An 18,422-nucleotide genomic window follows, 5' to 3' on the forward strand; every position below is an offset into this window, starting at 1 on the left:
GGAGGTGTCTGAGAATGAAAGGACTATTAGGAAGAAAATTAGGAATGACGCAAGTCTTCACGCAAGACGGTACATTAATTCCCGTAACTGTAGTAGAAACTACACCAAATGTTGTTCTTCAGGTGAAGACAGTAGAAACTGACGGTTACAATGCCGTACAGTTAGGTTTTGACGAAGTCAAAGAAAAGAATACAACAAAAGCAATTGTTGGACATTGTGCCAAAGCAAACACAAGTCCTAAACGCTTCATCCGTGAAGTACGTGATTGTGAATTAGATGTAAAAGTTGGCGATCTTGTAAAGGCCGATATCTTCGAAGCTGGTGAAACAGTTGATGTGATCGGAACAAGCAAGGGTAAAGGATACCAAGGTACGATCGTGCGTAACAATGCACATCAAGGACCTCGTAGTCATGGTGGATCCAAGAACATTCGTCACATTGGTTCATTGGCTACAAATGGTATTACTTCTCGCCAAGGACGTATCATGAAGGGTACTGTCATGGCTGGTCATGAAGGTGGTTATCGTACAACGAACCAAAACTTGACCGTAATTAAAGTAGATGTTGAAAACAACTATGTATTGATCAAAGGAAACGTGCCAGGACCTAAGAAAGGATTCGTTATGATTCGTACGGCGAAGACTTCAAAAGGAAATAGCGAACCAGTAACTTTGGTTGACTATAGCAGTAAGGAGGCTCAATAATGGCTAAGATCGATGTAATTAACCAGACCGGAGCTGTCGTTGATTCCATGGAATTAAACGACGTTGTATTTGGAATCGAACCCAATCAACAATGTATCTATGACGTATTAGTTATGCAAGCTGCTGGTAAGCGTCAAGGTACTGCCAAAACAAAAGGACGTTCTGAAGTAAGCGGTGGTGGACGTAAGCCATACCGTCAAAAAGGAACAGGACGTGCTCGTCAAGGTACTATTCGTGCGCCACAATTCCGTGGTGGAGGAACTGTATTTGGAGCTGTTCCACGTGATTATCACTATCGTGTCAATAAAAAAGTTCGTAATCTAGCATTGCGTTCGGTATTGAGTGAAAAAGTTGCAGATACAGCATTTGCAGTCATCGATCAATTGAATGTAGATGCTCCTAAGACAAAAACATTTATTGGCATCATGGAAGCTATTGATGCACCAAAGAAGACTTTGTTCGTAGTTGGTAAAACGGAAGATACCAACAATGCTTATTTATCAAGCCGTAATATTCCAGAAGCAAAAATGTTACGTAGTGATTTGATCAATGTATTTGATCTTGTCAAAGCAAACAAAGTTATTATGACAGCCGCTGCTGTAAAAGAAGTTGAGGAGGCTTTGGCATAATGAAAGACTATAGAGATGTCATTATTCGCCCAGTTATCACTGAAAAAAGCATGAAGTTGATGGCTGAAGACAACAAAGTCACTTTTGAAGTTGCTAAGGGTGTGAACAAGATTGAAGTTCGCAACGCAGTGGAAAAAGCATTCAACGTGAAAGTTGTTAAAGTAAATATGTTAAACACGAAATCTAAACCACGTCGTGTTGGACGCTATATGGGTAAGACCCAAGCGAGTCATCGAGCAATCGTTAAATTAGCCGAAGGCGATTCTATCGATTTGTTTGGTGAAGAATAATCAGGGAGAAGACGCTATTTCCTGAATAAATATTGCGATAAGGAGGAAAATATAGTTTATGCCTATTAAGAAGTATAAACCTACGACACCTGCTCGTCGTGGCATGACAAGCTTAACAAAAGAAGAGTTGACAGCAACAAAACCTGAAAAGAGCTTGTTAGCCCCTAAAAAGAGCAAGGGTGGACGTAATAACACAGGACGAATCACAACTCGTCATCAAGGTGCTGGACATAAGAAAGCATACCGTATTATTGATTTTAAACGTAATAAAGATGATATTCCTGCAAAGGTATCCACGATCGAATATGATCCAAACCGTTCGGCAAATATCGCTTTGTTGACATATGCCGATGGTGAAAAACGTTACATCATCGCACCTGCTGGATTGGAAGTAGGAATGAAAGTCGTTTCTGGTAAAGAAGTCGACATCAAAGTGGGAAATGCCATGGAAATGCGCAACATGCCAGAAGGTACAATTGTACATAACGTTGAATTAAAGCCTGGTAAGGGTGGACAAATGGCACGTAGTGCTGGTGCTTCTGCTCAAATCTTAGGTGTTGAAGATAAATATGTTATCTTGCGATTGACATCTGGAGAGATGCGTCGTGTATTAGGTGAATGCCGTGCCACAGTTGGTACTGTTGGAAATGGCGATTACAGCTTAGTTAACTATGGTAAAGCTGGACGTAATCGTTGGCGAGGCATTCGACCTACTGTTCGTGGTTCAGTTATGAACCCTAATGATCACCCTCATGGTGGTGGTGAAGGACGTGCACCAATTGGACGTAAGTCACCTATGACGCCTTGGGGCAAGAAAGCTCTTGGTGTGAAAACACGTAAGACGAAGAAGGCAAGCGACAAGTTGATCATTCGCCGTCGTAATGCTAAGTAGGAAAAGGAGGAAATGAGAAATGAGTCGTAGTTTGAAAAAAGGACCTTTCGTTGATGATCATTTGATGAAAAAAGTTGAAGCATTAAATGAAAGCGGAAAGAAAGAAGTCATCAAGACTTGGAGTCGTCGTTCCACAATTTTCCCTTCATTTGTTGAACATACATTTGCGGTTTATAACGGTAAGGAACATGTTCCTGTATACGTTACAGAAGATATGGTTGGCCATAAATTAGGTGAATTTGTGCCAACTCGTAAATTCACTGGACATACTTCCGGTGATGACAAGAAGGCGTAAGAGGAGGAAAAACGATGGAAGTCAAAGCAACTGCAAAAACTCTACGTGTTCAGCCTCGAAAAGTAAGACTTGTCTTAAATTTGATTCGTGGAAAAGACGTAGAAGAAGCCGAAGCAATTTGCAAGTTTACACCAAACAAAGGTGGATATCTTGTCGGCAAAGTATTACATTCTGCCATTGCGAATGCGGTAAATAACGAAGATTTAGATGAAAGCAATCTTTATGTCAAAGAATGCTATGCCAATGAAGGAATCACGATGAAGCGCTATATGCCTCGTGCAAAAGGTAGTGCAAGTGCTATTCATAAACGTACCAGCCACATTACAGTTGTCGTGGCTGAAAAGGAATAGGAGGACAACTATGGGACAAAAAGTAAATCCTATTGGAATGCGAGTTGGCGTGATTCGCGACTGGCAATCAAGATGGTATGCAGACGATAAAAAATTCGGTGACACATTGATGGAAGATGTGAAGATCCGTGAACATATCGAAGAATACTATAAGAAATTAGCCGATAAAGCTGTGGATCGTCGTAAAGCAGATCCTCAAATTTCGCGTATTGAAATTGAACGCAGCAAAAATCGTTTGGTGATCATTGTTCGTACTGGACATCCTGGTGTTGTCATTGGTGCGGAAGGTAAATCCATTGAAGGATTAAAGAAACAAATCGAAAAGATGACTTCTGCAAAATATGTACAAATCAATGTTGTAGAAGTTGCCAATCCAAACTTGGATGCACGTTTAGTCGCTCGTTGGATCGCCGATCAATTGGAAGCTCGTCGTAGTTTCCGTGCTACCCAGAAAAAAGCCATCCAAAATACCATGCGTGCTGGTGCCAAAGGTATTAAAACAAGCGTATCTGGTCGTTTAGGTGGTGCCGATATGGCTCGTACAGAAGGATATGCAGAAGGTGTTGTTCCTCTTCATACACTTCGTAGTGATATCGATTATGCGATTGAAGAAGCAGCCACTCAATATGGTAAAGTTGGTGTAAAAGTATGGATCTGCCGTGGTGAAGTTTTACCTGGTGAAATGGTCAAAGAACCAGAAGCACCTAAGCAACGTCCTCGTCGTCGTCGTAATAAAAACTTCAACAATAAACGTCCTCAAAATCGTGCACCAAAACAAGAAGCTGCACCTGCTGAAAAAGGAGGTAACGAATAATGTTGATGCCTAAAAGAACAAAGTATCGTCGTCCCCATCGTCTAAGTTACGAAGGTCGTAGCAAAGCTGGACGTTCGATTGACTTTGGAGAATATGGATTAGTTGCTGAAAGTGGTAACTATGTAAGTAACCGTCAAATCGAGGCAGCCCGTGTTGCCATGACTCGTTATATGAAGCGTGGTGGAGATGTATATATTCGTATCTTCCCTCATATGGCTCGTACAAAGAAACCTCTTGAAGTACGTATGGGTTCTGGTAAAGGTGCTCCTGAAGGATGGGTAGCCGTTGTTCAACCTGGTCGAGTTTTATTTGAAGTTGGTGGCGTTCCTGAAGAAGTAGCACGTGAAGCACTTCGTTTAGCAGCCCACAAGTTACCAGTTAAAACTCGTTTTGCTAGAAAAGGAGAAGTGAAATAATGTTAGCTAAAGAAATTCGCGAAAAAACGAATGAAGAATTACAAGCACAAATTAGTACACTCAAAGATGAATTATTCAATCTTCGTTTCCAGCAAGCTACTGGTCAGTTAGAAAACACTGCTCGTTTGAAAACTGTTAAGAAAGACATCGCTCGAATCAAGACTGTATTGACAGAGCGTGCCAATGCAGGTCAAGAATAGGGAGGATCTTTGAATGGAAAGAAATGCACGTAAGGTTTATCGTGGACGTGTCGTATCCGATAAAATGGATAAGACCATCACGGTAAAAGTTGAAACAAAGAAAACGCATCCATTGTATGGAAAGCGTGTAGAATACTCTAAAAAATTGAAAGCACACGACGAGAACAATGAAGCTTCCATTGGCGACATTGTAGAAATTATGGAAACGCGTCCATTATCCGCTACAAAACGTTACCGTTTAGTGAAGATCGTTGAAAAAGCTCGTGTTTAATATCAGGAGGAGACGAAACTATGATTCAAAATGAAAGTCGTCTACGCGTCGCTGATAATACGGGAGCTAGAGAAGTATTAGTTATCCGTTGTCTTGGCGGAAGCGTTAGAAAAACAGCAAATATCGGTGACGTCGTTGTAGGTACTGTTAAACAGGCTACTCCTGGTGGATCCGTTAAAAAAGGTGATGTTGTAAAGGGTGTTATCGTACGTTCTAAATATGGCGTACGCCGTGAAAATGGAACATACATTCGCTTTGATGATAACGCATTAGTCATTATTAATGCCGATAAGACGCCAAAGGGAACACGTATCTTTGGACCAGTTGCTCGTGAATTGCGTGATGCTGGATATATGAAAATCGTATCCTTAGCGCCGGAAGTACTATAGGAGGTGTGCCCAGTGAGAATTAAAAAAGGTGATACAGTTAAGGTCATTACAGGTGCTTACAAAGGCACAATCGGAAAAGTAACACAGGCCTTCCCAAAAGAAGATAAAGTCATCGTGGAAGGTGTTAATATGGTTAAAAAACATGTGCGTCCAACCCAACAAGATCCTGAAGGTGGAATTATTGAGAAGGAAGCAAAGATCCATGTTTCCAATGTCATGCTTTACGATGAAAAAGCAAAAGTAGCAAGTCGTATTCGCATGGAAGAAAAAGATGGAAAGAAAGTTCGCGTCTATAAGAAAACTGGCGCGGAAGTAAAGTAGGAGGGTATCTATGAATCGTTTATATGAAAAATATACAAATGAAGTTGTCCCTCAGATGATGAAAGATTTTAACTATTCTTCAATCATGGAAGTTCCTAAGATTGAAAAAGTAGTTGTTAATATTGGTGTTGGTGATGCCATTGCCAATTCAAAATATTTAGATGAAGCTGTTGAAGAATTAGCAGCCATCACTGGACAAGCACCTGTTGTTACTAAGGCGAAAAAATCCATTGCGAACTTTAAGCTGCGTGAAGGTATGCCAATTGGATGCAAAGTTACTTTACGTTCCGAAAAGATGTATGAATTCTTAGATAAGTTATTCAATATTTCTTTGCCTCGTGTTCGTGACTTCCGTGGTGTAAGCGATACAAGTTTTGATGGTCGTGGAAACTATACATTGGGTATCAAAGAACAAATTATCTTCCCTGAAATTGATTTTGATAAAGTGAATCGTACACGTGGTATGGATGTTGTCATTGTTACAACAGCCAATACCAATGAAGAATCAAAGGCATTATTAAAAGGTATGGGAATGCCTTTTAAGAAGTAGGAGGATGATGAAATGGCTAAAAAAGCAATGATCAATAAACAACAACGTCCTCAAAAATTTAAAGTTCGTGAATATACTCGTTGCGAACGTTGTGGACGTCCACATGCCGTATTAAGAAAATATAAAGTATGTCGTATTTGCTTCAGAGAATTGGCTTACCAAGGTCAAATTCCTGGTGTGAAGAAGGCTAGCTGGTAAGGAGGCAAATTGCAATGAACATGACAGATCCAATTGCAGATATGCTAACAAGAATTCGTAATGCTTTGGTTCAAAAGCATGATGTTGTAAGCATGCCTGTATCAAAAGAAAAGAAAGCAATTGCTAAGATCTTAAAAGAAGAAGGTTTCATCACAGACTATGCAGTCGAAGGAGATGGACAATTCAAAGAATTAACAATTACGTTGAAATATACCGAAGATAAACAACGTGTCATCACAGGTCTTCGTCGTATTTCAAAACCTGGTCTTCGCGTCTATGCACATGCAGATGAATTGCCTCGTGTATTGAACGGATTAGGAATTGCCATTATCTCAACAAGTAATGGTGTCATGACAGATCGTGAAGCAAGAAAACAACACGTTGGTGGCGAAGTTCTTGCTTATGTATGGTAAGACAATAGGAGGAAAATAAATGTCACGTATCGGGAATAAACTGATTACCATTCCTGAAAAAGTAACTGTTGATGTTGCCCAAGGGAATGAGGTGACTGTTAAAGGACCTAAGGGAACTTTAACTCGTACATTCTCGGATTTGATGGATATTCAAGTCGAAGATGGTGTAGTCACTGTAAAGCGTCCAAATGATGAAAAACGCACTAAGCAATTACACGGAACCACTCGTGCTTTATTGCACAATATGGTTGTTGGAGTTTCTGAAGGTTTCACCAAAGATTTAGAATTAGTTGGTATTGGATTCCGTGCTGCTGTTAAAGGTAAACAATTGGAAATGCAAATTGGTTACTCTCATAAAGTATTGATCGATATTCCAGAAGGAATTACTTGTACTTGTGGAAGTGCTACGGAAATCAAAGTTGAAGGAATCGATAAGCAACAAGTTGGTGAATTTGCTGCGGAAGTTCGTGCTGCTCGTAAACCAGAACCTTACAAGGGTAAAGGTATCCGTTATAAAGGAGAACATATCCGTCGTAAGGAAGGTAAAACAGCTGGTAAGTAGTGGGAAAGGAGATAAATACAAATGGTCAATAAAAAATCACGTAATGCAGAACGTATTCGTCGTCATAAACGTGTACGTACAAAAATTAGCGGAACTCCTGAATGCCCACGCTTGAATGTTTTCAGAAGTAACGCAAACATTGAAGTGCAAGTGATCGATGATGTGAATGCCACAACATTGGTTAGTGCTTCCAGTGTACAAATGAAATTAGAAAATGGTGGTAACGTGGAGGCAGCTCGTCAAGTTGGAGCTGAAATTGCAAAGCGTGCCCAAGAAAAAGGAATCAAACATGTTGTATTCGACCGTGGTGGATATGTTTACACAGGTCGTGTTAAAGCATTAGCCGAAGCCGCTCGTGAAGCAGGCTTGGAATTTTAGGAGGTCACACCATGGCAATGAATAGAAAACCAAGAAGAGACCACGATGAATTTGAAGAACAAGTTGTTCAAATTAACCGTGTAACAAAAGTTGTTAAGGGTGGACGTCGTTTCCGCTTTGCTGCTTTGGTTGTTGTGGGCGATCACAATGGTCGTGTTGGCATGGGTACTGGAAAAGCAAACGAAGTACCTGATGCCATTCGTAAGGCGAGTGAAAATGCGCGTAAGAACGTATTCACTGTCCCTGTTATCAACAACACAATTCCACATGCTGTAACTGGTAAATTCGGTGCTGGAGAAGTCTTTATGCATCCAGCTGCTGATGGTACTGGTGTTATTGCTGGTGGTGCAACGCGTGCTGTCATGGAATTGGCAGGTATTAGTGATGTTGTCACAAAATGCTTAGGTTCTCGTACCAAAATCAATGTGGTTCGTGCCACGGTTGAGGGTTTGAAAAGCTTACGCACGGTAGAAGAAGTAGCAGCTATTCGTGGTAAGAAAGTTAGCGAAATTCGCGGTTAATTAGGAGGATGTACAAATGAAATTAGAAGAAATGAAATCAAATGGCCATCGTTCCAAGCGTAACCGTGTGGGACGTGGTCCAGGAAGTGGCAATGGTAAAACTTCTGGACGTGGTCAAAAAGGTCAAAAATCAAGAAGTGGCGGAGGTGTTCGTTTAGGTTTCGAAGGTGGCCAAACAACATTAGCTCGACGTCTTCCTAAACGTGGTTTCACCAATTTCAATCGTAAAGAATATGCGATCGTTAATGTTGAAACTTTAAATAAATACGATGATGGAACCGTTGTCAATGCCGCTTTGTTATTGGAAGACAAAGTTATCAAAAAAGAATTATCTGGATTGAAGATTTTAGGTAATGGTGAATTGACGAAGAAATTGACAGTGCAAGCTGCTAAGTTCTCAACATCAGCTAAAGAAGCAATCGAAAAAGCAGGCGGAACGGCTGAGGTTATCTAAAAATGTTTAGAAGCATTAAGGCAATGATAGTAAACAAAGATATTCGTAATCGAATTTTGTTTACGCTCTTTGCCTTCTTTGTGTATCGATTCGGATCAACCATTACAATTCCTGATGTCAATACAGCAGATTTAATGGCTGGTATACAAAATAACTCTTTATTTGAAATGATCAACCTTTTGGGTGGTGGTGGATTGGATCAATTCTCCATCTTCGCACTTGGTGTAACACCCTATATCACAGCTTCGATCATCATGCAGCTGCTGAGCATGGATGTCATTCCATCTTTAACAGAGTTATCGAAAAGTGGTGCGCAAGGACGTAAGAAAATCGATAAATATACTCGTTATTTAGCTGTTATCTTTGCATTTGTCCAATCGATATCTTTGGTTTATGGTTTTTCTAAAACATATACCACATTGATCGTTGGCGGAGTAACACTAAGTAAAGTTTTATATATATCGACCATTTTTACTGCCGGTTCTTTATTCCTCGTTTGGATTGGCGACCAAATTTCTTTAAAAGGTATTGGTAATGGTATCTCCATGGTCATCATGGCAGGTATCGTTGGGCGTATGCCTCGTCAATTTAGTTCTGCTTGGCAATCTTTGATTGGTGCCAATACAAAAAATGGGGTTTGGTTGTTTGTAGGCTATGTCGTTGTTTATTTATTGATCATCATTTTTGTCACGTTGATCAATACGGCGGAACGACGTATTCCTATTCAATATACATCGAGTTCCATTGAATTAAGCAAGCGTAGTGATTCAAACTATTTACCATTAAAAGTCAATTCTGCAAGCGTTATTCCAGTCATCTTTGCTTCTTCTTTGATGATGGCACCGCTACAAATTGCCACCTTTTTAGATAAGACCGATTTTGTGAATGCCGTACAGGATTGGTTAGGATTAAGTACATGGTATTCGCTTGTGATTTACGTTGTATTGATCATCTTCTTTACCTTCTTCTATACGAAGATGCAAGTAGATCCAGAAAAATTAGCAGAAAACCTTGGAAAATCGGGTGCATACATTCCGAATGTACGTCCGGGCACTGAAACGAAAACCTATGTGAATCATATTTTGACTCGTATCACTGTTTTTGGATCCATTGCTTTGGCCGTTATTTCGGTCATGCCACATCTCATGCCAATCCTTTGGCCAGAAATGCCATCCAGCATGGCTTTGGGTGGTACGGGATTGATCATCGTTGTCGGTGTTGCGATTGAAACAGTACGACAAGTTCAAGGTTTGATTACACAAAAATCGTACAAAAAATATTATCAAGACTAAATACAAGTAGTAGGAGTAGAACAATGAATATGTTGATTATGGGAGCACCGGGAGCTGGTAAAGGAACATTCTCTCGTTTGCTTCGCGAAGAATTAAATTTAAATCACATTTCTACAGGTGACATCTTCCGTGAGAATATCTCGAAAGGAACGCCCCTAGGATTGGAAGCTAAGTCATACACAGAACAAGGAAAATTAGTTCCGGATTCTGTCACAAATAAAATGGTCAAAGACTATTTAGAAAATCTTACGGATAAAAAGAATGGATATCTATTGGATGGATATCCTCGTACGATCGATCAGGCAATAGCATTTGAAGCAATGACCAAAGGGACTGACCTTGCGGTTGAATCGGTTTTGGTCATGGATGTGCCATTTGAAGAATTGACACGTCGTATCACAGGTCGTCGTAGTTGTCCAAAATGTGGCGAAATTTACAATATCTACTCAAACCCGCCAAAAGTCGAAGGCGTTTGTGATCATGATGGAACCGCTCTGACACAACGAAAAGATGATAATGAAGAATCATTAAAGACGCGTTTGGATGAATATGCAAAGAATACCGAACCAGTCATTGGCTTCTATGAAGAAAAAGGATTGGTTACTCATGTAGATGCATGGGGCGATAAAGATGAAATTTGGACGCGAATTAAAAAAGTCTTGAATATCTAAATGATTGCGCTTATAATATATAAGCGCAATTCTTGCGTTTTAGTAATTACCACATTTCTATTAAAATCCGCATGAATTCATACGCATTTTAACAGGGCATAAATATGTGGTTGGAAAGGAAACAAAAATGAAAGTAAGACCATCCGTAAAACCAATGTGCGATAAATGTCGAGTCATTCGACGTAAGGGAAGAGTCATGGTAATCTGTGAGAACCCTAAGCACAAACAGAGACAAGGAAACTAACAGGAGGAAGAAATGGCACGTATTGCAGGTGTAGATATTCCAAACAATAAGCGCGTCGTTGTTTCATTGACCTATATTTATGGCATTGGAAACAGTACAGCGAAGAAAGTATTGGAAAACGCAAAAGTCAGTGAAGATATTCGTGTAAAAGATCTGAGCGATGAGCAGATGAATGCGATTCGTAAAGAAATCGACAACATCAAAGTCGAAGGAGATCTTCGACGCGAAGTTCAATTGAACATCAAACGATTGATGGAGATTGGTTGTTATCGTGGTATCCGTCATAGAAAAGGATTGCCCGTACGAGGACAAAGAACGAAGACCAATGCGCGTACGCGTAAGGGAAAAGCCAAGACAGTGGCAAACAAGAAGAAATAGGGAGGTTGCGTAGAGTATGGCACAGAAGAAAACCAAAGCGAAACGTCGTGCAAAAAAGAATGTTGCGCGTGGAGTTGCACATATCCACTCAACTTTCAATAACACGATCGTAACGATCACAGATGAACAAGGAAATGCGGTATCATGGTCCAGTGCAGGAGCCTTAGGATTCAAAGGCAGCCGCAAGAGCACACCATATGCTGCTCAGTTGGCTGGTGAAGCCGCTGGTAAAGCAGCAGCTGATCATGGTATGAAGACGGTGAGTGTAGAGATCAAAGGACCAGGTCCAGGACGAGAAGCGGCTGTGCGAGCATTGCAAGTTGCTGGACTTGAGATCAAGATGATCAATGATGTTACACCAATTCCACACAATGGATGTCGTCCACCAAAACGACCTCGTGGATAAGAATCAATAATAAGGAGGTACCCTTGTGACAACAAACTATACCATTCAAACCATTCAAGAAAACGATACCAAGGGAGAGTTTGTTTTTGAGCCAGTTCAATATCAATTTGGAAGACCATTAGGCAATGCATTACGTCGTGTATTGATTTCTTCCGTTCCTGGTGGAGCCATTTTCAATCTGCAGATTGATGGTATTTACCATGAATTTACCGGAATCGAAGGTGTGACGGAAGATGCATCCGCTATTATTTTAAACTTAAAACAATTGATCTTGAAAATCGATATGCATGACAATGATATTTACACATTGCGCATTGACAAAAAAGGTCCTTATAAAGTATATGCTCGTGACATTGAATGTCCAACCGGCGTTAGCATCTTAAATCCGGATCTATATATTTGTACAGTGGCTGATGGTGGTTCTATTTATGCAACGATGCAAGCACGATTAGGTCGTGGTTATGTCGGTGCGGAAGCAAATAAACACCTTTATCAAGGGGATAATCAACCTCTAGGTTTGATTTATACAGATTCATTGTATGCACCGGTATCCAATGTAGAATATCATGTGGATACAATGGATGTTGATGGTGTAAAAGCCGATAAGTTAACGATGGGAATTACGACCGATGGTACATTAAAGCCTTCAGAGGCTTTGGCCATCGCTAGTAAGATCTTGCGTGATCACTTAGCTATCATTCGCGATGTGGATGAGGATACCATCGACTTAGAAGAAACACCAGAAATCGAAGTGGAAACACAAGCCAATCCAGCGCAACAGAAAATGATCGAAGATCTGGAATTGAGTGTTCGTTCCTATAATTGTTTAAAACGTGCTGGTATTACGACGGTGGATGAATTAACACAAAAAACCGAAGAAGAAATGATCCATGTTCGTAATTTGGGTAAAAAATCACTTCAAGAAGTGAAAGATAAAATGGCTGCTTTGGGATTGAGCTTCCGAGCATCCAATGAATAAATAGGAGGATCACGATGCAGAATCGTAAATTGGGTCGTACTGCGGATCATCGTAAGGCTTTGTTGCGCAACATGGCTACTTCTTTGATCGAAGCAGAACAATTAGAAACGACAGAAATGAAAGCGAAAGAATTATCTGCTGTCATGGATCACTTGATCACATTAGCGAAACAAAATGATTTGGCTGCTCGTCGTAGAGCCGCAGCTTATGTTCGCGATGTCGAAGTGGATGACAATGGAACAACCGCTTTACAAAAATTGTTTAACGAAATTGGACCTGCGTATGCAGATCGTAATGGTGGATACACACGCGTTGTCAAAACGAGAATTCGTCGTGGCGATGCAGCGCCAATGGCCATCGTTGAATTGGTGAAGTAGATCTTTCTACTTCACTTTTTTTAAGTGGAGGTATTATGTCGGAAATCAAAGAGTTAGAACAATATGCCATGGAACATGGTGTACCCATTATTCAAGATGAAGGCTTAGAATTACTGAAACAAAAAATCATTGAATATGATTGTCATTCTTTTTTAGAAATAGGTACTGCCATTGGACGAACTGCATTGGTGATTGCCAATCTGGTTGATCCTATGCGTGTAGTCACGATTGAACGTGATCCGCAAATGATCGAACAAGCTCGATCCCATTTTCAAGATCATGCCAATATTCAACTGATCGAGGGCGATGCCTTAGAAGTACCCCTACCCAAAGGTCCATTTGATTGTATTTTTATCGATGCAGCCAAGGCCCAATATATTCGTTTTTTTACAAAATTTTGTCCTTTATTATCAGAGAATGGTATAATTGTATCAGATAACATGAACTTTCATGGTCTTGTTGATCATCCAGAACTGACACACAATCGAAATACAAAGGCACTGGTTCGAAAAATAAGAGGATATCGAGAGTTCTTGATGGCTTTATCGGATTATGAAACGAAACTATATGATCAGGGCGATGGTATAGCCATCACAAAACGAAAGAAGGGTAAATCATAATGAAATTTTTAAAATGGATCGTTACATTGGCTGCCGTAGCTGGTGCTGGTGTTGCGGTAAGCCAAAAAGTAAAAAAAGAAAAAGCGAAGAAAGAGGAATTGGATGAATTTCTAGTTCCCAATCAAGATGAACCAATAGTTTATGATGTACCAAGTCGTACTGACGATAAGATGAAAGAAGCGATTCATAGCTTGGAGAATCATGAACCTCAAACAAAATATTTCGCGTTTACGGTTGCCGATGCGGATCATGCACATACTTTCCAAAAAGCAGCTGCAGAATTGGATCTTTCCAGTTCGTATGATAGTGAAAAACAAGAAGTTGAAATTGAATACAATGGCAATTTCGATGAAGATGATTTGAACTTATTACAGGTACAATTGGGAGAAATTAGTTTGCAGGCGGAGGCAACTTTTAAAGAAATGCACGATTAAGGGATATTGTTTTATCCCTTTTTTTTATTTATAATAAATAAGCTATGCATAGATAGGAGATGTCCCATGGAAAATGCTATTGAAGTATCTCATCTTTCCTTTGCCTATACCTCAGAAACGGAAACGATAAAGGATGTTTCTTTTACCATTCCCAAGGGTAGTTATACAACCATCATTGGTCATAATGGATCGGGAAAAAGTACAATTGCGAAATTGATCATTGGTTTATTGGGGGCCAAAGGTGGTACGATCAAGATCTTGGATCAAATTGTTTCTCCAAAAACCATTTATGAATTACGATCCCATGTTGGGATTGTTTTTCAAAATCCGGATAATCAATTTATTGGTTCTACCGTTGCTGATGATATTGCTTTTGGTTTAGAGAATCATTGCGTCCCCCAGGAACAAATGCAAGATTTGATTGAAAAAAGTGCTGCTGCTGTGGGGATGACTGATTTTTTAGATGCCGAGCCCACGCATTTATCCGGTGGACAAAAACAACGCGTAGCCATTGCCGGAATTCTTGCGATGGCACCGGAAATTATCATTTTTGATGAATCAACGAGCATGTTGGATCCGCAAGGAAAGGCTAGCATTAATCAAGAAATCAATCATTTGCATCATTCGCGGGATATCACGATTCTATCGATTACCCATGATATGGAAGAAGTCGCACAGTCCGAACATGTCATTGTCATGAATCAAGGCATGATCGAGATGGAAGGAACACCAGAAGAAATATTCTCTCATCCGTCTGTATTACAGAACATGCAGTTGGATATTCCCTTTGCGTTAAAGTTTTCCAAATATCTTCAATCCAAAGGAATCTTGCATGAGGATATTTTAACATTAGATAAGGTGGTGGATGCTCTATGTCAATTGAAATCAATGGATTAGAACATGTATATAATCCCAATACGCCTTTTGAGCATGCCGCTTTAAAAGGCATTGATTGCAGCATTGCTCAAGGAAAAGTAACCGCGATCATTGGCCAGACAGGTTCAGGTAAGTCGACTTTGGTTCAACATTTAAATGGTTTATTGGTACCAACAGGTGGTAGTTTGGATATTTGTGGCTTTCATATTCAACCCTTATTAAAGATCAAAGATATCAAAGAATTACGCCGAAAAGTGGGACTGGTCTTTCAATTTCCTGAATATCAATTGTTTGAAGAAACGATTGAAAAGGATATTGCGTTTGGTCCGAAAAACTTTGGAACTCCTGAAGAAGAAGCATTGAAATTGGTTCGAAAAGTTTTGCCATTGGTTGGTTTGGATGAATCGTATTTAGATCGTTCGCCTTTTGAATTAAGTGGTGGACAAAAACGAAGAGTGGCGATTGCAGGGATCTTGATCTTGGATCCCGAAGTCTTGGTGTTGGATGAGCCCACAGCGGGACTGGATCCGCAAGGAGCCAAAGAAATGATGACTTTATTCATGAATCTCAATCGAAAGTTGAATAAAACGGTTCTCTTAGTTACCCATGATATGAATCATGTCATGAATTATTGTGATGAAGTCATGGTCCTAGATCATGGTAAATTAAAACATAAATCGGATGTAAAAACTTTTTTTGAACATCCAGATTGGATGATAAGCATTGGCATCGACCCCCCTGCTTTGATTCGCTTGAAAATGGCGTTACAAGCCAAAGGATTTACGATTCCCGACGATGTTCTTACCTTAGAAGCGTTAGGGGATTGTGTAGAAAAGCAGGTGAATGCCCATGAATAATATTGCACTTGGACGTTATATGCCTTTGGATTCTGTGGTTCACAAAATGGATCCCCGCTCGAAAATCATGATCATGCTGCTTTTGATGATTGCAATTTTTGTTCCTGCTGGTGCTTGGGGCTATGTACTCGTTGCCGCTTTTATTGCGGTTTGTTTGGTCTTATCAAAATTAAGCATTGGTTATGCCTTTCGTGCGATGAAACCAATGATGTGGATGATGATCTTTTTGTTTGTGATCAACGTCTTTGCGATTCGGACCGGCTACGTAATGGCAACCTTAGGACCAGTATATATTTATTCGGGAGCCGTGTATCAAACTTTGTATATTGTCGTTCGGTTGATGATGATGATCGTGATCACGACGGTATTGACCGCTACGACCAAACCCTTAGATCTAACGTTAGGCATTGAAAAATTGTTGCATCCCTTTGAAAAAATGGGTCTTCCAGCTCACATCATTGCGATGATGATCAGTATTGCTTTGCGTTTTATTCCTACTTTGATCGAAGAAACACAACGAATCATGAATGCACAAGCCAGTCGAGGTGTGGATATGGAAAATGGTACCTTCAAAGAAAAGATCAAAGCCATCTTATCTTTGATCGTTCCATTGTTTGTATCGGCTTTTGATCGTGCAGATCAGCTGGCCAATGCCATGGAAGCACGTGGATATGATCCCAACAAACAAAGAACTAGATATAAAGTATTAAAAATGACCTCTTTCGATTATGTAGGATTGACCTGCAGCTGTATCGTTTTGGGTGCAACCATTGCGATCGGAGTGCTTCTATGATCTATAAAGCTGTTGTTGCTTATGATGGCTGGAATTATGCCGGATGGCAGAAACAAGCCAATGCATTAGGCATTCAAGAAGTGATTGAAAAAGCGTTATCGCAAATCAATCGAAAAGAAACAAGGATCATCGCCAGTGGGAGAACGGATGCCAAAGTACATGCATGGGGTCAAGTCTTTCACTTTGATCCTCTTGATTCGATGTCGCCACAAGCTTATTTTCAAGCTTTAAATACGCGATTACCAAAAGATATCCGGATCCAATCCATTGAACAGGTTCCGGATTCTTTTCATGCCCGTTTTTCGGCTCGATCAAAACGCTATGACTTTATTTGTACGACCAATGCCAAGGATCCTTTTTCCTATCGTTATAAACAATTGGTTTGGCAGGATCTGGATATTGAAGCAATGAAAGCTGCTTCGCATTATCTTTTGGGAACACATGATTTCACAAGTTTTTGTTCCAGTCGTGTGGAGGAAAAGAAACCCAAACGAAAGACCATCACGCGCATTGAGATCCAAGTGGAAGGATCGGATATTCGAACTATTTTTGAAGGCAGTGGGTTTCTTCGCTATCAAGTGCGAATGATGATGGGAACTTTGATCGAAGTGGGTAAGCATCGGCTAGAACCACTGGATGTCAAGAAGATCTTGGATGCAAAAAATAAAGAAGCTTGTCGTTATAATGCTCAGCCCCAAGGTTTATATTTGATGAAAGTAAATTATTAAAGTTTATCGTTGACTTTTGGGGCTCGTTTCACTAAACTATTATTTGGCTAATCTCAGCCTTTGAGCCCCGGTAATGCTCAAATAGGAGGAAGATTAATTATGCGTCAAACTACTATGGCAAAACCTGCTGACGTAAAACGTACTTGGTATGTGATTGATGGCGAAGGCGAAACTTTGGGTCGTTTAGCTACCAAAGCTGCACATGTACTAAGAGGAAAACATAAACCTACATATACACCAAATGTGGATTGTGGAGATTATGTGATCGTTATCAATGCAGCAAAAGTTGAAATGACTGGAAACAAGTTACAAACAGAAAAGTATTATAACCATTCTGGATTCTTTGGTGGTATGCGTGTTCGTACCGCAAAAGAAATGAAAGAAAAATATCCAGAAGAATGGGTAGAAAGAGCAATTAAAGGAATGTTGCCTCATACTCGTTTGGGTGATGTACAACGTGGACATTTGTATGTGTATGCTGGTAGTGAACATCCACATGCAGCTCAACAACCTGTTGAGTTAAAGGTGAAAGGATAAGGAGGAATAGATCATGGCAGACAATATGGTTCAATATCATGGCGTAGGACGCCGTAAAAAATCTGTTGCTCGTGTATTCTTGCGCCCAGGAACAGGTAAATTTGAAGTAAACGGAAAGAGCTTGGAAGATTATCTTCCATTGGAAACTTTACGTATGGTCGTAAAGGCACCTTTTGAAATTACCAATACAACGGGTCAATTTGATGTATTGATCAATGTACATGGTGGTGGTTTCACTGGTCAAGCTGGAGCAATGCGTCACGGTATCACACGTGCATTGATGCAAGCAAGTGATGATTATCGTCCAGTATTGAAAGCAGCTGGTTTCGTTACTCGTGACCCTCGTGCAAAAGAACGTAAGAAATATGGTTTGAAAAAAGCACGTCGTGCACCTCAGTTCTCAAAACGTTAATTTGGAACCAATCAACAGAAAAAGCCCATTTGGGCTTTTTTTTTATTGCGTAGCGAATACCACGCGCTATGTGCGTGGTGGTAGACCTTTTAGTGTTAAAAAAGACAACCTCCTATACTACAATGAATATGGCCCGCCAGCCGTAAACAAAATAATATAGGAGGTTGTCAA

At 40.2% G+C, this 18,422-nt stretch carries 34 protein-coding genes; all 34 read left to right on the forward strand.

Annotated elements, in window-relative coordinates:
- The first annotated feature begins 14 nt into the window (after positions 1-14).
- The 34 genes from rplC (at position 15) to rpsI (ending at position 18,251) form a co-directional block, all read left to right on the forward strand.
- Positions 15-704, forward strand: coding sequence for a 50S ribosomal protein L3 (rplC, locus tag MOZ64_RS09525; RefSeq protein ID WP_320326325.1), 690 nt, complete (start codon positions 15-17; stop codon positions 702-704).
- Positions 704-1,333 carry a 50S ribosomal protein L4 gene (gene rplD / locus MOZ64_RS09530; protein ID WP_320326326.1) on the forward strand — a complete coding sequence of 210 codons (630 nt, stop codon included), beginning with the start codon at positions 704-706 and terminating at the stop codon, positions 1,331-1,333. The genes rplC and rplD overlap by 1 nt, the downstream gene beginning before the upstream one ends.
- Positions 1,333-1,623 (forward strand): 50S ribosomal protein L23, encoded by a 291-nt coding sequence (gene rplW, locus MOZ64_RS09535; protein ID WP_320326327.1) that lies wholly within the window; start codon positions 1,333-1,335, stop codon positions 1,621-1,623. The genes rplD and rplW overlap by 1 nt, the downstream gene beginning before the upstream one ends.
- A gap of 58 nt (positions 1,624-1,681) precedes the next feature.
- Positions 1,682-2,515, forward strand: coding sequence for a 50S ribosomal protein L2 (gene rplB / locus MOZ64_RS09540; protein ID WP_320326328.1), 834 nt, complete (start codon positions 1,682-1,684; stop codon positions 2,513-2,515).
- A 19-nt stretch (positions 2,516-2,534) separates the two neighbouring features.
- Positions 2,535-2,810 carry a 30S ribosomal protein S19 gene (gene rpsS, locus MOZ64_RS09545; protein WP_128520179.1) on the forward strand — a complete coding sequence of 92 codons (276 nt, stop codon included), beginning with the start codon at positions 2,535-2,537 and terminating at the stop codon, positions 2,808-2,810.
- Positions 2,811-2,824: 14 nt separating this feature from the next.
- On the forward strand, positions 2,825-3,160 hold the full coding sequence (gene rplV / locus MOZ64_RS09550) for a 50S ribosomal protein L22 (RefSeq protein ID WP_128520178.1): 336 nt from the start codon (positions 2,825-2,827) through the stop codon (positions 3,158-3,160).
- A 10-nt stretch (positions 3,161-3,170) separates the two neighbouring features.
- Positions 3,171-3,974 (forward strand): 30S ribosomal protein S3, encoded by an 804-nt coding sequence (gene rpsC, locus MOZ64_RS09555; RefSeq protein WP_320326329.1) that lies wholly within the window; start codon positions 3,171-3,173, stop codon positions 3,972-3,974.
- A complete protein-coding gene (rplP, locus tag MOZ64_RS09560) occupies positions 3,974-4,390 on the forward strand; it encodes a 50S ribosomal protein L16 (protein WP_320326330.1) in 417 nt (138 codons plus the stop codon). The genes rpsC and rplP overlap by 1 nt, the downstream gene beginning before the upstream one ends.
- Positions 4,390-4,590 (forward strand): 50S ribosomal protein L29, encoded by a 201-nt coding sequence (gene rpmC, locus MOZ64_RS09565; protein WP_128520175.1) that lies wholly within the window; start codon positions 4,390-4,392, stop codon positions 4,588-4,590. Before rplP ends, rpmC begins: the two co-directional genes overlap by 1 nt.
- A gap of 13 nt (positions 4,591-4,603) precedes the next feature.
- The gene (gene rpsQ / locus MOZ64_RS09570) at positions 4,604-4,861 is read left to right on the forward strand and encodes a 30S ribosomal protein S17 (RefSeq protein WP_128520174.1); all 258 of its coding nucleotides are present in this window, start codon (positions 4,604-4,606) and stop codon (positions 4,859-4,861) included.
- Positions 4,862-4,881: 20 nt separating this feature from the next.
- Positions 4,882-5,250 (forward strand): 50S ribosomal protein L14, encoded by a 369-nt coding sequence (gene rplN / locus MOZ64_RS09575; RefSeq protein ID WP_320326331.1) that lies wholly within the window; start codon positions 4,882-4,884, stop codon positions 5,248-5,250.
- 12 nt (positions 5,251-5,262) lie between these two features.
- Positions 5,263-5,571, forward strand: coding sequence for a 50S ribosomal protein L24 (rplX, locus tag MOZ64_RS09580; protein WP_320326332.1), 309 nt, complete (start codon positions 5,263-5,265; stop codon positions 5,569-5,571).
- A 10-nt stretch (positions 5,572-5,581) separates the two neighbouring features.
- Positions 5,582-6,121, forward strand: coding sequence for a 50S ribosomal protein L5 (gene rplE / locus MOZ64_RS09585; RefSeq protein ID WP_320326333.1), 540 nt, complete (start codon positions 5,582-5,584; stop codon positions 6,119-6,121).
- Positions 6,122-6,133: 12 nt separating this feature from the next.
- The gene (locus tag MOZ64_RS09590) at positions 6,134-6,319 is read left to right on the forward strand and encodes a type Z 30S ribosomal protein S14 (RefSeq protein ID WP_128520170.1); all 186 of its coding nucleotides are present in this window, start codon (positions 6,134-6,136) and stop codon (positions 6,317-6,319) included.
- Between the two features lie 14 nt (positions 6,320-6,333).
- The gene (rpsH, locus tag MOZ64_RS09595; protein WP_320326334.1) at positions 6,334-6,732 is read left to right on the forward strand and encodes a 30S ribosomal protein S8; all 399 of its coding nucleotides are present in this window, start codon (positions 6,334-6,336) and stop codon (positions 6,730-6,732) included.
- A gap of 19 nt (positions 6,733-6,751) precedes the next feature.
- The gene (gene rplF, locus MOZ64_RS09600; RefSeq protein WP_320326335.1) at positions 6,752-7,294 is read left to right on the forward strand and encodes a 50S ribosomal protein L6; all 543 of its coding nucleotides are present in this window, start codon (positions 6,752-6,754) and stop codon (positions 7,292-7,294) included.
- A gap of 21 nt (positions 7,295-7,315) precedes the next feature.
- Positions 7,316-7,672, forward strand: coding sequence for a 50S ribosomal protein L18 (rplR, locus tag MOZ64_RS09605; protein WP_320326336.1), 357 nt, complete (start codon positions 7,316-7,318; stop codon positions 7,670-7,672).
- Between the two features lie 17 nt (positions 7,673-7,689).
- Positions 7,690-8,193 carry a 30S ribosomal protein S5 gene (gene rpsE / locus MOZ64_RS09610; protein WP_320326350.1) on the forward strand — a complete coding sequence of 168 codons (504 nt, stop codon included), beginning with the start codon at positions 7,690-7,692 and terminating at the stop codon, positions 8,191-8,193.
- Between the two features lie 16 nt (positions 8,194-8,209).
- A complete protein-coding gene (rplO, locus tag MOZ64_RS09615; RefSeq protein WP_320326337.1) occupies positions 8,210-8,647 on the forward strand; it encodes a 50S ribosomal protein L15 in 438 nt (145 codons plus the stop codon).
- Between the two features lie 23 nt (positions 8,648-8,670).
- A complete protein-coding gene (gene secY / locus MOZ64_RS09620) occupies positions 8,671-9,939 on the forward strand; it encodes a preprotein translocase subunit SecY (RefSeq protein ID WP_502547947.1) in 1,269 nt (422 codons plus the stop codon).
- Between the two features lie 23 nt (positions 9,940-9,962).
- Complete coding sequence (locus MOZ64_RS09625; RefSeq protein ID WP_320326339.1) at positions 9,963-10,610, forward strand: adenylate kinase; 648 nt, start codon at positions 9,963-9,965, stop codon at positions 10,608-10,610.
- A 127-nt stretch (positions 10,611-10,737) separates the two neighbouring features.
- The gene (gene rpmJ, locus MOZ64_RS09630; protein ID WP_081637596.1) at positions 10,738-10,854 is read left to right on the forward strand and encodes a 50S ribosomal protein L36; all 117 of its coding nucleotides are present in this window, start codon (positions 10,738-10,740) and stop codon (positions 10,852-10,854) included.
- Positions 10,855-10,866: 12 nt separating this feature from the next.
- Entirely contained in the window at positions 10,867-11,232 is a 366-nt protein-coding gene (gene rpsM, locus MOZ64_RS09635) for a 30S ribosomal protein S13 (protein ID WP_320326054.1), read from the forward strand.
- A gap of 16 nt (positions 11,233-11,248) precedes the next feature.
- Positions 11,249-11,638, forward strand: a complete 390-nt coding sequence (rpsK, locus tag MOZ64_RS09640; RefSeq protein WP_128519440.1) for a 30S ribosomal protein S11 — start codon at positions 11,249-11,251, stop codon at positions 11,636-11,638.
- A 25-nt stretch (positions 11,639-11,663) separates the two neighbouring features.
- On the forward strand, positions 11,664-12,617 hold the full coding sequence (locus MOZ64_RS09645; protein ID WP_320326340.1) for a DNA-directed RNA polymerase subunit alpha: 954 nt from the start codon (positions 11,664-11,666) through the stop codon (positions 12,615-12,617).
- 14 nt (positions 12,618-12,631) lie between these two features.
- The gene (gene rplQ / locus MOZ64_RS09650) at positions 12,632-12,994 is read left to right on the forward strand and encodes a 50S ribosomal protein L17 (protein WP_320326052.1); all 363 of its coding nucleotides are present in this window, start codon (positions 12,632-12,634) and stop codon (positions 12,992-12,994) included.
- A 35-nt stretch (positions 12,995-13,029) separates the two neighbouring features.
- A complete protein-coding gene (locus MOZ64_RS09655; protein WP_320326341.1) occupies positions 13,030-13,614 on the forward strand; it encodes an O-methyltransferase in 585 nt (194 codons plus the stop codon).
- Positions 13,614-14,048: a hypothetical protein gene (locus tag MOZ64_RS09660; RefSeq protein ID WP_320326342.1), complete on the forward strand. Its 435-nt coding sequence runs from the start codon at positions 13,614-13,616 to the stop codon at positions 14,046-14,048. Before MOZ64_RS09655 ends, MOZ64_RS09660 begins: the two co-directional genes overlap by 1 nt.
- Before the next feature lie 66 nt (positions 14,049-14,114).
- On the forward strand, positions 14,115-14,945 hold the full coding sequence (locus MOZ64_RS09665; RefSeq protein WP_320326343.1) for an energy-coupling factor transporter ATPase: 831 nt from the start codon (positions 14,115-14,117) through the stop codon (positions 14,943-14,945).
- Entirely contained in the window at positions 14,921-15,781 is an 861-nt protein-coding gene (locus MOZ64_RS09670) for an energy-coupling factor transporter ATPase (protein WP_320326344.1), read from the forward strand. The genes MOZ64_RS09665 and MOZ64_RS09670 overlap by 25 nt, the downstream gene beginning before the upstream one ends.
- The gene (locus MOZ64_RS09675; protein WP_320326345.1) at positions 15,774-16,574 is read left to right on the forward strand and encodes an energy-coupling factor transporter transmembrane component T family protein; all 801 of its coding nucleotides are present in this window, start codon (positions 15,774-15,776) and stop codon (positions 16,572-16,574) included. Before MOZ64_RS09670 ends, MOZ64_RS09675 begins: the two co-directional genes overlap by 8 nt.
- Positions 16,571-17,302 carry a tRNA pseudouridine(38-40) synthase TruA gene (gene truA, locus MOZ64_RS09680; RefSeq protein WP_320326346.1) on the forward strand — a complete coding sequence of 244 codons (732 nt, stop codon included), beginning with the start codon at positions 16,571-16,573 and terminating at the stop codon, positions 17,300-17,302. The genes MOZ64_RS09675 and truA overlap by 4 nt, the downstream gene beginning before the upstream one ends.
- 99 nt (positions 17,303-17,401) lie before the next feature.
- Positions 17,402-17,839, forward strand: a complete 438-nt coding sequence (gene rplM, locus MOZ64_RS09685; protein WP_320326347.1) for a 50S ribosomal protein L13 — start codon at positions 17,402-17,404, stop codon at positions 17,837-17,839.
- Positions 17,840-17,852: 13 nt separating this feature from the next.
- Positions 17,853-18,251, forward strand: coding sequence for a 30S ribosomal protein S9 (gene rpsI / locus MOZ64_RS09690; protein ID WP_320326348.1), 399 nt, complete (start codon positions 17,853-17,855; stop codon positions 18,249-18,251).
- The last annotated feature ends 171 nt before the right edge of the window (positions 18,252-18,422 follow it).

The sequence above is a fragment of the Absicoccus intestinalis genome, from assembly GCF_033971885.1.
Taxonomy (GTDB): Bacteria; Bacillota_I; Bacilli_A; order Erysipelotrichales; family Erysipelotrichaceae; genus Absicoccus; species Absicoccus intestinalis.